Source organism: Ruegeria sp. BHSA163, assembly GCF_059613365.1.
Genome location: NZ_JBXWSJ010000007.1, coordinates 24,088 through 39,289, shown reverse-complemented (window position 1 = coordinate 39,289; position 15,202 = coordinate 24,088). Strand labels below are relative to the sequence as shown.

General features: G+C 52.2%; 16 protein-coding genes. 9 read left to right on the top strand and 7 right to left on the bottom strand.

Annotated elements, in window-relative coordinates; genetic code table 11:
- Positions 1–305: 305 nt before the first annotated feature.
- On the bottom strand, positions 306–1,895 hold the full coding sequence (locus tag AC2FNV_RS05335) for an NAD(P)H-hydrate dehydratase (protein ID WP_170605191.1): 1,590 nt from the start codon (positions 1,893–1,895) through the stop codon (positions 306–308).
- A gap of 167 nt (positions 1,896–2,062) precedes the next feature.
- Between AC2FNV_RS05335 and AC2FNV_RS05330 the strand changes: the two genes are divergently transcribed.
- The 5 genes from AC2FNV_RS05330 to AC2FNV_RS05310 all read left to right on the top strand — a co-directional run bounded on the left by AC2FNV_RS05330 (position 2,063) and on the right by AC2FNV_RS05310 (position 6,585).
- Complete coding sequence (locus AC2FNV_RS05330) at positions 2,063–2,401, top strand: P-II family nitrogen regulator (RefSeq protein ID WP_170472761.1); 339 nt, start codon at positions 2,063–2,065, stop codon at positions 2,399–2,401.
- A gap of 32 nt (positions 2,402–2,433) precedes the next feature.
- Complete coding sequence (glnA, locus tag AC2FNV_RS05325; protein ID WP_170472762.1) at positions 2,434–3,840, top strand: type I glutamate--ammonia ligase; 1,407 nt, start codon at positions 2,434–2,436, stop codon at positions 3,838–3,840.
- Between the two features lie 129 nt (positions 3,841–3,969).
- Positions 3,970–4,617, top strand: coding sequence for an MSMEG_1061 family FMN-dependent PPOX-type flavoprotein (locus AC2FNV_RS05320; protein ID WP_170605189.1), 648 nt, complete (start codon positions 3,970–3,972; stop codon positions 4,615–4,617).
- Positions 4,618–4,692: 75 nt separating this feature from the next.
- Entirely contained in the window at positions 4,693–5,487 is a 795-nt protein-coding gene (locus AC2FNV_RS05315; protein ID WP_170605328.1) for a lytic murein transglycosylase, read from the top strand.
- Positions 5,488–5,685: 198 nt separating this feature from the next.
- Positions 5,686–6,585: a hypothetical protein gene (locus AC2FNV_RS05310; RefSeq protein WP_170605187.1), complete on the top strand. Its 900-nt coding sequence runs from the start codon at positions 5,686–5,688 to the stop codon at positions 6,583–6,585.
- A 33-nt stretch (positions 6,586–6,618) separates the two neighbouring features.
- Here the strand turns inward: AC2FNV_RS05310 and AC2FNV_RS05305 are convergent, their stop codons facing one another.
- A complete protein-coding gene (locus AC2FNV_RS05305; protein WP_170605326.1) occupies positions 6,619–7,365 on the bottom strand; it encodes a heme-dependent oxidative N-demethylase family protein in 747 nt (248 codons plus the stop codon).
- 123 nt (positions 7,366–7,488) lie between these two features.
- Here AC2FNV_RS05305 and dddP point away from each other — a divergent pair, with 123 nt between their 5' ends.
- On the top strand, positions 7,489–8,832 hold the full coding sequence (gene dddP, locus AC2FNV_RS05300) for a dimethylsulfonioproprionate lyase DddP (protein ID WP_170605185.1): 1,344 nt from the start codon (positions 7,489–7,491) through the stop codon (positions 8,830–8,832).
- Between the two features lie 309 nt (positions 8,833–9,141).
- Positions 9,142–10,362, top strand: coding sequence for a bifunctional alpha/beta hydrolase/OsmC family protein (locus AC2FNV_RS05295; RefSeq protein ID WP_170605181.1), 1,221 nt, complete (start codon positions 9,142–9,144; stop codon positions 10,360–10,362).
- A gap of 12 nt (positions 10,363–10,374) precedes the next feature.
- On the opposite strand, the gene AC2FNV_RS05290 is transcribed toward AC2FNV_RS05295, so the two are convergent.
- The 5 genes from AC2FNV_RS05290 to AC2FNV_RS05270 form a co-directional block, all read right to left on the bottom strand.
- Complete coding sequence (locus tag AC2FNV_RS05290) at positions 10,375–10,713, bottom strand: hypothetical protein (RefSeq protein WP_170472782.1); 339 nt, start codon at positions 10,711–10,713, stop codon at positions 10,375–10,377.
- 10 nt (positions 10,714–10,723) lie between these two features.
- A complete protein-coding gene (locus AC2FNV_RS05285) occupies positions 10,724–11,413 on the bottom strand; it encodes a hypothetical protein (RefSeq protein ID WP_254442494.1) in 690 nt (229 codons plus the stop codon).
- Between the two features lie 11 nt (positions 11,414–11,424).
- Positions 11,425–12,012 carry a biotin transporter BioY gene (locus AC2FNV_RS05280; RefSeq protein ID WP_170605179.1) on the bottom strand — a complete coding sequence of 196 codons (588 nt, stop codon included), beginning with the start codon at positions 12,010–12,012 and terminating at the stop codon, positions 11,425–11,427.
- Between the two features lie 77 nt (positions 12,013–12,089).
- Positions 12,090–12,512: a DUF6314 family protein gene (locus AC2FNV_RS05275; protein WP_170605177.1), complete on the bottom strand. Its 423-nt coding sequence runs from the start codon at positions 12,510–12,512 to the stop codon at positions 12,090–12,092.
- Positions 12,512–12,841 carry a hypothetical protein gene (locus AC2FNV_RS05270; protein WP_170605175.1) on the bottom strand — a complete coding sequence of 110 codons (330 nt, stop codon included), beginning with the start codon at positions 12,839–12,841 and terminating at the stop codon, positions 12,512–12,514. Before AC2FNV_RS05270 ends, AC2FNV_RS05275 begins: the two co-directional genes overlap by 1 nt.
- A gap of 89 nt (positions 12,842–12,930) precedes the next feature.
- On the opposite strand from AC2FNV_RS05270, the gene purB reads away from it, so the two are divergent.
- Positions 12,931–14,235, top strand: coding sequence for an adenylosuccinate lyase (gene purB / locus AC2FNV_RS05265; protein WP_170605323.1), 1,305 nt, complete (start codon positions 12,931–12,933; stop codon positions 14,233–14,235).
- 377 nt (positions 14,236–14,612) lie between these two features.
- On the top strand, positions 14,613–15,152 hold the full coding sequence (locus tag AC2FNV_RS05260; protein ID WP_170472793.1) for a tetratricopeptide repeat protein: 540 nt from the start codon (positions 14,613–14,615) through the stop codon (positions 15,150–15,152).
- The last annotated feature ends 50 nt before the right edge of the window (positions 15,153–15,202 follow it).

The following is a 15,202-nucleotide window of genomic DNA, read 5'->3' as shown; positions in this document are numbered from 1 at the left end:
ACCATTAACGTTTTGGTTTTGGATACTGACAATGTGCTGATTTTTTGTGACAGCGCCTAAGCGAATTGATCCAACCTGTTCAGATCCGGAAGTCCTGCTTTCAACCAAAAAATGAGCAGATAGAAAATAACAGTTATATCAACACCTTGTTCATACAGCCCCGCAGAACATCGGAACTGCAAATCCAAGTCTGCCACTCAGCCCTGCGGCAATCAAAAGTTTGACATGCATATTTACGACTTTGCGACCAAGACCGGCTAAATTTCGCCGAAATTGGGCAAAAGCGGCCATTTTCCGCGCAAGCTTCAGGAGCTCAAATGCTGAAAGACCTTGGGCAAATGCTCGGGAAGGTCTTCGGCGATCAAACCCGGTCCGAAAAGGCGCGCGCACTCGACGTGCATCCACGCTGCTGTTTCTGCGGCTTTAAGCGGTTCGAAGCCTCTGGCCAACAAACCCGCTATGAACCCGGCCAACACGTCGCCCGAACCCGCTGTCGCCAGCCAGGGCACGGATCGTTCGTAGTGGGCAGAGTTAACTGCACTCCGCCCATCCGGCGCGGCAATCACAGTGTCCGGTCCTTTGAACAGAACCACGCACCCCGCCCTTTTGGCAGCTTCGCATGTCGCATCTACTTTTGAATATGCTGGGCCGCTCACAGGTTTCGCCGCCAGCTTTTCTGCGATGTCCGGAAACAATCTTGCAAACTCTCCGCCATGGGGGGTCAGCACGCAGCGTTCATGTAGCTGCTTGAACAAGTTCGACGGGTTTTCGACAAAAGCTGTGATGGCATCGGCGTCCAAGACGGTCGCACGTTTGGCAGCCAACGCAATAGGGACAAGATCATTCGCGCGTTGTATCCCCATTCCAGGACCCAGGCAGAGGGAATTAAGTCGCTTGTCCAAAAGTGTATCAGACAAGTCACTGCCACCTTCGACCGAACTAAGCATTATGGATGTGATCTGCGCCGCAACCTCTGTCTGTGCCGCCAGAGGAGTGGCCAGCGTTACCAGCCCGGCACCAATACGCAATGCCCCCCTAGCGGCCAGACGCGCCGCCCCCGTTTTACCGGGCCCACCCGAAAGAACAAGCGCGTGACCAAAGGAATACTTATTTAAATCAACACCTTTTCCAAGATCTCCCGCGGGGGCTCTCACTAAAAGCGAAGCAGTGTTTTCGAAAGGCGCCTGCCCTTGCGTATCCAGCCCAATCCCTTTGACAACAAGGCACCCTGATCGTGAAGGGCCGCGCTCAAGATAATGGCCTCGTTTGCCCCGGTGAAACGATATAGTCAGATCCGCAGTGACACACGCCCCAAGCGCTTTACCGCTGTCCGAACACAAGCCGGAAGGGATGTCGATTGCGACAACTCTGGATTTGCTTTGATTTCGTTGGTTATCGATGCAGGCAACGACATCCGCAAGCAAACCATCAATTGGCCGAACCAGCCCAGTTCCAAACAGCGCATCCAAAATTAAAGTCGGAGCGTCTGTCGGAATAGTCGCGGAGAATTCAGTAACATTCGTGACCGCACCATCTTCTGTCCACCGATCATAATTTGTTCGTGCATCTGGGGGTAACTTTCTTGGATCTCCAAAAAGATAAACGTCAACATCCCAACCAAGCTGACGCAAAATTCGGGCCACAACGAAACCATCGCCGCCATTATTCCCTGGACCAGAAAGAACCACAGCGCGCGACGAACTAAGATGATCTGGTCCAGTTACTTCAGAGGCTAACAAAGTTGGCACCTGCTTCAGATCCGGCCACTTTTCAAAAATTGCGTCGACAACGCCCTGTCCGGCGCGCTCCATTAATTCAAGCCCCGAAACCTGACCTGAAGCAATTGCTGTCTGTTCGATGGTCCGCATCTGCCCCGCTGTCAGCAATTCAATCATCCTTCACCCTCGCGATTCAATTTCGATTACTTTTTGTGCAATTCGGTCAAAATTTAACCGACTACCCCTTTTTGCCCGTTCCGATTTAGCCGAATATTGCATTCGGATTGCCGCCCGATCTTAGACGTGATCAGTCCACTTCTGACAACCATGCGAGGTAAGCCGGGATGAAAAAGATCGAAGCGATCATCAAGCCGTTCAAACTGGACGAAGTTAAAGAGGCATTGCAGGACGTGGGCGTGCAAGGCCTAAGCGTGATCGAAGTCAAGGGTTTCGGTCGTCAGAAGGGTCATACCGAGCTTTACAGAGGCGCCGAATACGTCGTCGACTTCCTCCCCAAAGTAAAGGTCGAGGTCGTTCTGGACGATGATCAAGTTGACGCTGCGATCGACGCTATCGTTTCGGCAGCAAAAACCGACAAAATTGGCGACGGCAAAATTTTTGTCTCGCCGGTTGAACAAGCCATTCGCATCAGAACCGGGGAAACCGGCTCGGACGCGCTTTAAAAGTCAAATCTGCAAATCAGAGGAATATTAGAATGAGCAAGGACGCAGTTCTTCAGCTGATCAGGGATGAGGATGCCGAATATGTCGACATCCGCTTTACCGATCCGCGCGGCAAGCTTCAGCACGTGACCGTCATGGCCGATCAGGTCGACGAAGACTTTCTGGAAGAAGGCTTTATGTTTGACGGCTCGTCCATCGCGGGCTGGAAGTCGATCGAGGCATCCGACATGAAATTGATGCCGGACACTGAAAGCGTATATGTCGATCCGTTCTATGCTGAAAAAACAATCTGCCTTCATTGCTCGGTCGTGGAACCTGACACCGGCGAGGCTTATGAGCGTGACCCACGTGGCACAGCGGAAAAAGCCGAAGCCTACCTGAAATCTTCGGGTGTTGGTGACGTCGCATACTTTGGGCCTGAGGCCGAGTTTTTCTTGTTTGACGATGTTCGTTTCTCCAACAGTATCAATAAAGTATCATACGAAGTTGATGCAACTGACGCGTCATGGAACACCGACACCGAATACGAAATGGGCAACATGGGTCACCGTCCGGGCGTTAAGGGTGGTTACTTCCCTGTCAACCCCGTCGACGAGAGCCAGGATCTTCGCTCAGAAATGCTCAGCACCATGAAGCGTCTGGGCATGAAGGTTGACAAGCACCACCACGAGGTTGCGTCTTGTCAGCACGAACTCGGCCTGATTTTTGACAGTCTGACCCGTCAGGCAGACGAACTTCAGAAGTACAAATACGTCATTCACAACGTGGCGCACGCCTACGGCAAATCAGCCACTTTCATGCCGAAACCGATTGCTGGTGACAACGGAACCGGCATGCACTGCAACATGTCAATCTGGAAAGACGGTAAGCCGCTGTTCGCCGGTGACAAATACGCAGATCTTTCGGACGAGGCGCTGTGGTTCATTGGCGGCATTCTCAAGCACGCCAAAACCCTTAACGCTTTCACCAACCCGTCGACCAACAGCTACAAGCGTCTAATCCCTGGCTTTGAGGCTCCCGTTCTGCGCGCTTACTCGGCCCGCAACCGCTCGGGCTGTGTTCGTATTCCATGGACTGAAAGCCCTAAAGCCAAGCGCGTTGAGGCTCGCTTCCCTGATCCGGCGGCCAACCCTTATCTGGCGTTTTCCGCTCTGCTGATGGCTGGCTTGGACGGTATTAAGAACAAGATCGACCCGGGTGAAGCGATGGACAAAAACCTGTACGATCTTCCGGCAGAAGAACTGGCCGACATCCCAACAGTTTGCGGTTCGCTTCGCGAAGCTCTGGAAGCTCTTGCATCAGATCACGACTTCCTGCTTCAGGGCGACGTGTTCACAAAAGACCAGATCGATGGTTACATCGCTCTGAAGATGGAAGAAGTTGAGACCTACGAGCACACCCCGCATCCGGTTGAATACGGAATGTACTATAGCTGCTGATCAGAGCGGTAATGTTATAATCGAAAGGGCGCCCGTGTTGGCGCCCTTTTTTTTGTTGAGCAAGCTGGGTTTGACCCATCGCGCCTAATCTTTCAGACTTTCACAATGGTAACCGGTCGGAGAAACAGCATGCCAACTAGCACTTCACCTTTTTCCGGATACTCAAATTTAGTGACTTCCGCAGACCAGTTGGAGAGCATTTGTGGCAAACCTTTGCCTCAAATTATCGCCAAAGAATTGACTTCGCTGGATCAGATGTGCCGGGACTTCATTACCGCATCGCCCTTTTGCCTGATCGCTTCAGCCAACCCATCCGGTTATCTGGACATCTCACCACGTGGCGATCCGGCAGGATTTGTACACGTCCTAACGGACAATCTTATCGCCTTGCCTGACCGTCCGGGCAACAAGAGAGTGGACACATTTCACAATATTCTAAATGATCCACGAGTCAGCTTGATATTCATAGTTCCCGGCAAGATGGAAACACTGCGCATACGTGGAACCGCCAAACTGTGCACTGACAAAAAGTTATTGAACGATATGTCAGTTGATGGACACATTCCCAAACTTGCCATGCTCGTACACGTGCAGACAGTGTTTGCACATTGTCCCAAATGTGTGATCCGTTCTCACCTGTGGGAACCAGGCGAATGGCCGGACTCTTCGCATCTACCCAACATGAACGCGATGATGGTCAAACACGCCAAAATCAAAGCTACTCCGGATGAATGGTTCGAACACTTAAAAGAAACAGGTGAGTTGGATCTTTATTGATAAGAGTTAAAGGAATTGCGGTTTTGATTTTGCGGCCTACTCTGAGCTCGTCAATTGTTGGACAGGTTTAACTTCATGCTGCGCACTGTTCTTATAACAGCCATTGCATTATCACTGCCCGCGATAGGTCATACTGCACCTTGCGGAAACACAAGCGCCGGTTTCGAGGCGTGGAAAGCCGATTTTGCCAAAACCGCGAAACGCGCTGGAGTTAAGAAAAAAGGGCTGCAAGCTCTGGCTCAAACTCAATACGCCAATCGCACAATTGCTGCAGACCGAAACCAAAAGAGCTTCAAGTATTCTTTGGACAAATTCATGCAAGTGCGTGGCGCGAGCACAATTGTCGCCCAAGGACGTCAGCGCAAAGCACGCAATCCACAGTTCTACGCTGCGTTGGAACGGCAATATGGCGTCCCGGCTGGTGTACTTATCGCAATACACGGCATGGAAACCGGGTTTGGAAATTTCATGGGAGACAGTCAAGTCGTTTCCGCCATAACCACTTTGGCCTATGACTGCCGACGATCCGAGTTTTTCATTCCGCACGCTATCGGTGCCTTAAAGTTGGTCGACAATGGCAGCATCACGGTGGCGACAAAAGGGGCAAAACATGGCGAGTTGGGGCACACCCAGTTCTTGCCTGGCAATGCGTTAACCTACGGTGTGGACGCAACCGGCGATGGTAGGGTGGACTTTTACAATATGACTGACTCTCTGGCCTCGACAGCCAACTTCTTGCGCAAGAAAGGCTGGAAACCAGGCCGCGGCTACCAACCAGGAGAGCCGAATTTCGCCGTTATACAACAGTGGAACGCAGCTTCGGTTTATCAACAATCCATCGCGATAATGGGTTGGCGAATCGACAACTGACCTCAGAGGAACGGCGCGACTAAACAACCGAATTTTGGCCACATTCTCGCCACACAGATTTAATCGACCTCATAGCTGCTTGGTTTCCAAAGCGTAATCAATACTCCGGAATTCTTGGTTTTTTTCCGTTCCGTCAAAATTCATCCCAGATCAATGCGTAAAATTGATTTCGGAACCTGTACTTAAAAGGAACACGCTGTGACGGCAAAGCGCAGTTACCATGGTGGTCTTCAATTCAACGGCAAGCCGGATGGCGCGCTGGAGCGGTTCGGTCATATCGCGGCAACTACGTTGCAGGATTACGGGCACCTTATTGAGCGCAAGAAGTTACTAAGCCCGCAAGAAGCGAGCATTGTAACCAGCCAGTATTTGGTTCGCTTGACTTTGGAGGTCAAAGAGGAAGTCGCATGCGACCGTTATGAAACTCTTGATAGAACTGTAGGCCTGAAAACGATCAGTCGAAAAAGCACGACACTGCCGCCAAACCGTTTGACAATAACGATCTGTCCGGTTTCGGACCTGATGGATGACAGTGAAATTTCAGAGCTTATGCTGGTAGTAATACTATATCGTATGGTTGACATTTGTTCGACCTTGCGGATCGAATGGCTGTCACCCAATACAGTGCTTACCGTCGAGCAATTCATGAGTGCCTTCGATTCCATCGCGCCGCGCAAGCCGCGGGATCGTAAGAAAGCTTTTGATGCTATCTCGGGACAGTTTACAGGTCTTGACCTATCTGACGATGGCGATATCGATCAATCTGAATCTACAGCACGCCCAATCAAACTAACTGATGAGCAGTTACTAAGCCTCGCATTCCGCGAAGATACAAAACCGACAGCGGAGGCATACAGCGAAAACGCGACCCCCGAGACGGATGAAATCCCAAGCGACATACTTAGATTGACTAGTTGGGGCATGACAGGGGCAATTGCCAGCATTTCGGGTCCCGTCGCCATTTCTTTGGCGGCCGTGAACCTTATTCGCGGTGAAGATTTTCGTCTCAGCACTCAGGTTCTGTCACTGACCGTTGCGATATTCGCTCTGAATGCGACAAATGCATTTGCCGGTGTAGCAAGCGCCATAGGAATGTAAAAGACCACCAAAGACCCTCCTAGGAAGGCCCCGCTATTCGGCGGGGTTTTCCATTTCCAGCAGGCGTTCCACGGCCAAAACATAGGTGTGGATAGAGAATACAACCGCCCGCGAATTGGGCAGCCGCAACAATGTCTGCCTTTCACTACGCAGGTATTTCGCATTTCCGCGACTGCGGACCTCACGTGGGTTCTGTATACTGCGCGGTTGAAACAACTGGGCGTCATCATACCAAAGCGCGTTGAATCTCCACAAAGGGCGGTCAGGTTTTATGCCATCAAATAACCTTTGGACGCGACGTGCGACATTGGAATCATAGGGGTCAATGCGTTCATGAATGGTGATCAGCGGACGCATGAATTTCTCGGATAACCTCCAACTCGCAGGGAAACACAAAATGGCTCCGGTCAAAACGTGCTCATTTCCAATTTTCTGCAATATGCACAGATCCTCTTGAACAAGGTTGCAAGGCGTTTCCAGCGGTCTCTCGCGCTCGACATTTATACCCTGGCCATCAGGCCTCACGACATTATCTCGCTGGCCTTTGTAAGCGTGCTCCAACACTAGCTCCAAAAGCTCTTGTGCAGGGGCTAGTGCCATTTGATCCATTGCCAATACTTCGTCAGGTCTTTCCGCCAACAAGTTGCTTCGATATGCCATTTGCGCGTCAAAAGCGTCATCTCGTTGCAGCCAGTCTTCCATGCTGGCAGGTTTGATCCCAGGCAGGGGGTTAGGGGCCAGTGGATCGTAGGGTATGTTTTCCTGCAAAATAATGTTCATTGGCTCCATGTATCACCCGGGTCAGGATATGTCGGTCCAAAAGCGACGTGACGACAGTCGCAAATCATTGCGACGCAACGTCTTGGGCGCATCAATCTGAAATTTAAAGCAGGGAGGCAAAACGTGAATATACCTTATCGTGAAAGCCGTAAGATTGACCCGACGCGCGGAGCCACACTGGGCGACGGCTCCCCCAATGACAATGACCGGATAGAGATCGGCCCAACCCAACTTGCGTTTGACGAATGGGCGGGGGCAGGACTGAGTTTGCCTAACCTAGAAAGAATGCGCCAATTTCGCTGGACGCGTCTGACCAAAGCGATTGTGGATCGCGGCTATGGTGGGCTTTTACTGTTTGATCCGCTGAACATCCGGTATGCCACCGACAGCACCAATATGCAGCTTTGGAACACCCATAACCCATTCCGGGCTGTTCTGTTGTGTGCAGACGGTCACATGGTGATTTGGGACTACAAAAACTCTCCGTTCCTGACGACCTTCAACCCGCTGGTGCGCGAACAGCGTTCAGGTGCGGACCTGTTTTATTTCGACCGTGGTGACAAAATTGATGTGGCTGCAGACGTGTTCTCAAACGAAGTGCGCGTTCTTATTGAAGAACATGCCGGCGGTAATAAAAGGTTGGGTGTGGACAAGATAATGTTGCACGGCCTTCGCGCTCTTGAGGCCCAAGAATTTGAAATTATGGATGGCGAGGAGGTCACCGAAAAGACCCGCGCCATAAAGGGCGCAGACGAAATACTCGCAATGCGCTGTGCGAGCCACGCTTGCGAGTCGGCAGTTGCAGCGATGGAAAATTTTGCCCGAGCAAATGTGGGTGACGGCAAAACGTCTGAGGATGACATCTGGGCCGTCCTGCATGCCGAAAATATACGCCGCGGCGGTGAATGGATCGAGACCCGGTTGTTGGCATCGGGACAGCGCACAAACCCTTGGTTTCAAGAATGCGGCCCACGCATCACGCAGCGGAACGAGATTGTAGCGTTCGATACCGATTTGATCGGCTGTTATGGTATTTGTGTAGATATTTCTAGGACTTGGTGGATTGGAGATCAGAAGCCACGCCCAGATATGATTTATGCCATGCAGCATGCGCATGAACACATCATGACCAACATGGAAATGCTCAAACCCGGAGTAACAATCCCCGAGTTGACGGCCAACGCGCACAAGCTTGACGACAAATATCAGGCCCAAAAATATGGCTGCCTGATGCACGGCGTCGGATTGTGTGACGAGTGGCCGCTGGTGGCTTACCCAGACAAAGCGGTCGAAGGTGCTTATGATTACCCATTGGAACCCGGGATGGTATTGTGCGTCGAGGCAGCTGTTGGTGAAGTAGGCGGGGATTTTTCGATCAAGTTGGAAGATCAGGTTTTGATTACCGAGTACGGCTATGAAAACCTGACCAAATACCCGTTTGATAGTGCCCTGATGGGATTAGCTTGAATTATCAGCTCAGCGCGACGACCCGGACTGCATCACATTGCCGTGCCAGCCCTCAATCGCGGATTCGGCATGTTCGACGCCGGTGACTTCACTCTTTGGCCTATGTTGATCAAAATGCACTTCTGAGAAACCGAAAATAAAGAAAATAATTGGAACATCCGCGATTACATTGTTTTCGCTTGAGCGATTTGAAGCATGTTCCACTTTCACTCACATGCTCACCTTACCGTGACGCTTCTGACACATGGGTTGAGACAAAACGTTGATGCACACAGTATTGGAGGACCCTAAGTAGCTGAAGGAGCCGCCATGCCCACGGAACGCATCACCTTTGCCGGACATGACGGCAGCCAACTTGCAGCGCGACTTGATTTGCCTGATGGGCCCGTACTGGCAACCGCTCTATTCGCTCATTGCTTTACCTGTTCCAAAGACATTCCGGCCGCAAGGCGAATTTCTGCGCGGCTTGCGGCAATGGGAATTGCGGTTTTGCGCTTTGACTTCACCGGCCTTGGCCATTCGGGTGGAGAATTCGCCAATACAACCTTTACCTCGAACGTCGAGGATTTGATCGCAGCAGCTAAATACTTAACCGGGAGGAAAATGGCACCTGCCTTGCTGATCGGCCACTCGCTCGGCGGTGCTGCCGTTCTTAGGGCTCGCGCGGACATCCCGTCAGTCAAGGCGGTCGTTACATTGGGCGCTCCGGCTGATCCCAGTCATGTCTCGCACCATTTCGAAGATGCGCTGCCCGATATTCAACGACAAGGGGCAGCAGAGGTGACACTTGGCGGTCGTCCGTTTCGTATCGGCAAAGCATTTGTTGACGATATTTCAGAAACAGCCCTAAACCCCGCAATCGCCGACCTTCGTGCCGCGTTGCTGATCCTCCACGCACCACGGGACGAAACCGTCAGTATCAACAACGCCAGCACGATTTATCTGGCGGCCAAACATCCGAAGAGTTTTGTAACGCTAGATGACGCCGATCACCTGATCACTCGCGCGGCGGACGCGGAATACGCTGCTGATGTCATCGCTGCATGGGTCTCACGATACGTTGAACTGAACCCTCCGGCCCCGCCTCCTGGCGCACCCGAAGGAGTAGTACGCGTGACTGAGGCAGACCCAGAAGGATTCCTGCAAGATATTCAATCCGGTCCGCGACATCATGCGGTGGCCGATGAACCGATCTCTTACGGCGGAACAGACCGAGGAATGTCGCCTTATGGCTTTGTATCTTCGGGGTTGGGGGCATGCACGTCGATGACGATCCGAATGTATGCGCGTCGCAAGGGTTGGCCTCTGAACGGAATAACCGTCGATGTCTGCCACAACAAAGTTCACGCTCAGGACGCAGGGCTGGCCAGCGAAGGCAAAGTGGATCACTTCCGCCGCAAAATCAGGCTTTCCGGGCCATTATCCAAGGACCAACAAGCCAAATTGCTGGAAATCGCCGACAAATGCCCTGTCCACCGCACACTGGAAGGTTCCGCTCACATCACGACCGAGCTTTTGCCTTCTGGGTAAGCACCCGAGTATTCAACGTCGCGGTGCGGGACGGTGTATCGGTGGTCTGGCTGTCGGCGGTCTTGCAGCAGGTGGGCGCGGACGCGATGGCGGTTTACCAGCCGGAGGTTTAGGGCGGTCTGGTCTGGTCGGCCTATCAGGCCGGTCGGGTCTATCCGGACGGTCCGGTCGGTCGACATCAATGTCGACATCGACATCGCGCCGATAGTAGTCATTCCAAAGCATTGAGTCATAATACGGATCGTACCCGTACCCCACTCCAACCGTTACACCGTCGCATGCCGACAGGGTAAGTGCCGTTGCCCCAAGGCCAAATGCCAGCAAAGTCCGCTTAACAATCTTAAATGTCATAAACTTATCCTCACTGCATCGCTCGGAAAGAGTCGAATACCGCGTTCAGGTCTTCGACGTAGGCAGGATCAGCGCCATCCTGCAAAACCGCTACCGCTACGGCTACACGGCCTCGTGGAAGGTCAATTACAGTTGCTGTAAAGTTCACCCCGCGCCCATCCCTACGACCGGTTCCGCGAAACACCTGCGCCGGCAATCCTCCAATCGATTGCCTGACGCTTTCAGTTAGCTTCGCGTCCTTGACCAGAAATTTGTCAATGTCCTGCAAGTATTGAACACCGTCCTCAATTGTCTCTACCCCGTCGGGTGAGACGAAGCCCATCCAGACCGCATCATCCGTAACTGGGCGCATACCCATCACACGCGCAACCGCTCGAGGATCGCCAACATTCGTATCCTCAATACTCCGAGGTCCGCCGACACGAAGAGCCCAGAAATCGGGAACAACAAATCGGAACAACTTTTGACCACGATCAGTATACGTGACGGGGGTATCTGAAGCCGCGGGAAGCGCACAGCCAAACCAAACCGCGAGACAGATGAAAAATATCTTTGAAAACAAAACGCGCATATCAAAATAACCTGATGATTTCCACCATATCAGGTTGGCCTGTACGAACTGGGTTTGTCCAGCTTCGCTTTGGCCAAAAACGACAAACCCGCGCCGGGGTTCCTCCTGACGCGGGTTAAAGTTTGGCAAAACTTGGCTGGTTAAGTGCGGGCGCTACCCACAAGTTTCCAGAGGGCGGGCACCAACAACGCCGCCATAGCCAGTTTGATCGCATCCCCAATAAGGAAAGGTGTCAAACCCCATTCCAGAATCGGTTTGTCCCAGCCGTAAAGCTGGCCAAGCCACAAGAGGCCCGGTACATAAATGACCACATTTGCCAAAAACAGTGCTAATGCCAGCTTCCCAACCGAGCGGTCCCAACCACGTGCGGCCAACGCGCCCAGCAGGATTGTCGCAAGAAGGTACCCAACCAGATAACCGCCAGTGCCACCCATCATATAGGTCAGGCCAAATTTTTCAGCCGAAGAACCGGCAAAAACATCAAAGCCAAGCGCACCAATCAGCAGATAACCTACCATTGTGATCAGACCCAAACGGGCGCCATACGCGGTACCAATGGTCAGAACGGCAAAAGTGCCCATTGTTATCGGAACCGGCCACATGGGAACCTTGATTTTTGCGGCAATGGCAAGCGCCAAAATACCCAGGGCAACCAAGGCAACTTGTTTGAGACGCAGCGCAGTTCCCTCACGCGGGCCGATTGCTTCGACCAGAACATTCGCACTCATTTTCATTTTTCTCCGTGTTCGGACTTTTTGCGGCTGCAGAAATGCCCGTTTCGGGCCTCGGCTGCAAGATGATTACGCTATCGTAACCTATATTTGGTGTCCATCTCATAGGATTTTCGTGGTCCGGAAACAATCCATCTAACTGACCATACTGGCCAAGCCGAAAAATCATAAGCCGCATCATAGCTGTCAGGTGGACAATCGTGATGGTCAGAGGCATTTGGCAGACCTAAGTTCAGCGAATGAAAATACCGACCGTCGTCAAATTGGATTTCGATGTTATCCCCGATTGCTCGCCAAAGATATCGCCGGGTTCCTTTCATTTCCTTCTGACCGGGGATTCGCAGGATAACCTCTTCATCATAGATTAGCCCGTTACCATCAGGGCGCAGGTGTGCGGTTCCATCTGCCTCGACGACCTGCCCAGCCTTTGCGTCGCGTATGGTGCGGAACAGTATCCATTCACCAGCAAAATCGGAAATTTTACCTGGCAAAATCACTATTCGAAGACTCCGTCGGTGGCGCCACCCCGGTCATCAACAAATCGTATGGTCTGGCCGGCTTGGAGCACATCGTAACAAACCCACAAATCCGATGGTGGCCACAATGAACAATATTGATCCTCGCGCACTGTCCAACGACCAGAGGACGGCTGCCCAAAAAAATATTGGGTCAACATCGTTTCATCAAAAATCTGCCAGGCTCCCTCACCGTAATTTAGCTTTTGTCCGGAAAGCACTGACAGAATCTCGTCACCTGTTAGAGTTTTAAATTCTTCTGCCCCCAACCAACTGGGCACAAGACCCAAAATCAGGGCAAACCGTCTCATCTTTGCACTCACGCCTTGTTCCTTTGGCTGAGCGGGTTTAAACCCCGCCGCATCGCCTCATGCCAAAACACAATAAGGTGCCGCTGCCAATGATTCCACGTTATTCCCGCCCCGATATGGTTGCCATTTGGTCGCCGGAAACCAAGTTCCGGATTTGGTACGAAATCGAGGCTCACGCATGTGACGCCATGGCAGATTTGGGTGTTATTCCGCGCGAAAACGCCGAAGCAGTGTGGAAGGCAAAGGATGTTGATTTCGACGTCGCCCGCATTGACGAGATCGAGGCTGTGACCAAACACGACGTCATCGCTTTTCTTACCCACTTAGCCGAACACATCGGCAGCGAAGAAGCCCGTTTCGTGCATCAGGGTATGACCAGTTCCGATGTTTTGGACACATGCTTCAACGTGCAATTGACCCGTGCCGCAGACATACTCATTGCCGATCTTGAAGGATTATTGACCGCGCTGAAATGTCGTGCTTACGAACACAAGGAAACTGTACGCATTGGCCGCAGCCACGGTATTCACGCCGAACCCACAACAATGGGTCTGACCTTCGCTCGGTTTTACGCCGAGATGGATCGCAACTTGTCCCGCATGCGCGATGCTCGTGCCGAGATCGCCACCGGCGCAATCAGCGGCGCGGTTGGGACCTTTGCCAATATCGACCCGCGTGTCGAAGAACATGTCTGCGACCAGCTAGGTCTGGTGCCCGAGCCAATCAGTACTCAGATAATCCCGCGCGACCGCCACGCTGCCTTCTTTGCCACACTAGGCGTCATCGCCAGCAGCATCGAGAACATCGCCATCGAAATCCGCCATATGCAGCGAACCGAGGTACTCGAGGCCGAAGAGTTCTTCTCAAAGGGTCAAAAAGGTTCGTCCGCGATGCCGCACAAACGCAACCCGGTTCTGACCGAAAACCTGACCGGTCTGGCGCGACTGGTACGTATGGCTGTGGTTCCCGCCATGGAAAACGTGGCGTTGTGGCATGAACGCGATATCAGCCATAGCTCGGTCGAGCGAAACATCGGCCCCGATGCCACCATCACGCTGGATTTCGCACTGTCGCGGCTGACTAGCGTCGTAGACAAGCTGGTTATCTATCCTGAGAACATGATGGCCAACATGAACAAGTTTCGTGGTTTGGTCATGAGCCAGCGTGTTCTATTGGCCCTTACCCAAGCCGGCGTCAGCAGAGAAGATGCTTATCGCCTTGTCCAGCGTAACGCCATGAAGGTTTGGGAAGAAGGCAAGGACTTCAAAACCGAATTGCTGGGCGATGCCGAAGTCACTGCTGCGCTCACCAAAGAAGAGATCGAAGAAAAGTTCGATTTGGGTTACCACACCAAACACGTCGATACGATATTCGAACGCGTTTTCGGAGAATAACATCTGAATTCAATTTGTTCTGGAAAGGCTCTACCCGTGTTTCGGACCCGGGTTGAGTTTCTTTGCCTGAATCGCTGTTTTCAGCTATGGTGCTCATGGATTTCCTAATGGGAGAAACGCAATGATCCGCGCCCTACTCTGCAGCTTCGCGCTGCTTGTCACAGCATCAGCCGGATTGGCATGCACTGGCCATGCAAGTCAAAATCAGTCCTGCGCACCCGGTACAATTTGGGACAGCGAAGCTCAAACTTGCGTGAAACTGGTCAACAGCTGACGAAAAGTTTCCTACTCGTGAATAATATGGGGCGGATCGACGTTAGATTTTTCGTAGACCGCGCTATTGTTATGTCGAGCAGCCTAGAAAACGGAGTAGGAAAATGCGTCTCGTACTAGCTTCTGCAATCGCATTCCAAGCGTTTGCCTTTGCCCCAATCGTGCATGCCGCGGGTGGCGACAGTAATCCTCCAAAGCCCACCAATACGACAAAGAAATGCCTATTTGGTCGAGTCTACGACGAAGCCGCGGGACGGTGCGTAAAGCCAAACAGAACAAACTTTACAGATGATCAACTATACGACGCGGTTCGGGAATTGGCCTACGACGGTCAGTTCGAGCACGCTCAGGAAATTCTTCGCATAATGGATCAGGATGACGACCGCGTTCTAACCTATTGGGGCTTTACCTACCGAAAATTAGGTGAACTTGAGCTTGCGAACGTCTTTTACGAAAACGCAATCTCAACCAACCCCAATAACATTCTGGCGCGCAGCTACATGGGCCAGGGGTTTGTTACCGAAGGAAAGACAGATCAGGCCATTGAACAGTGGCGCGAAATCAAGGCTCGTGGTGGTGAAGGAACCTGGGCTGAGGTTTCACTACGCGAAGCGATTAGCACCGGCTTGACTTACAATTACTAGGCTTCAGGGTTTCTTTACCCGACTCTCCTTATTCTGCCTGGGACTTAAGA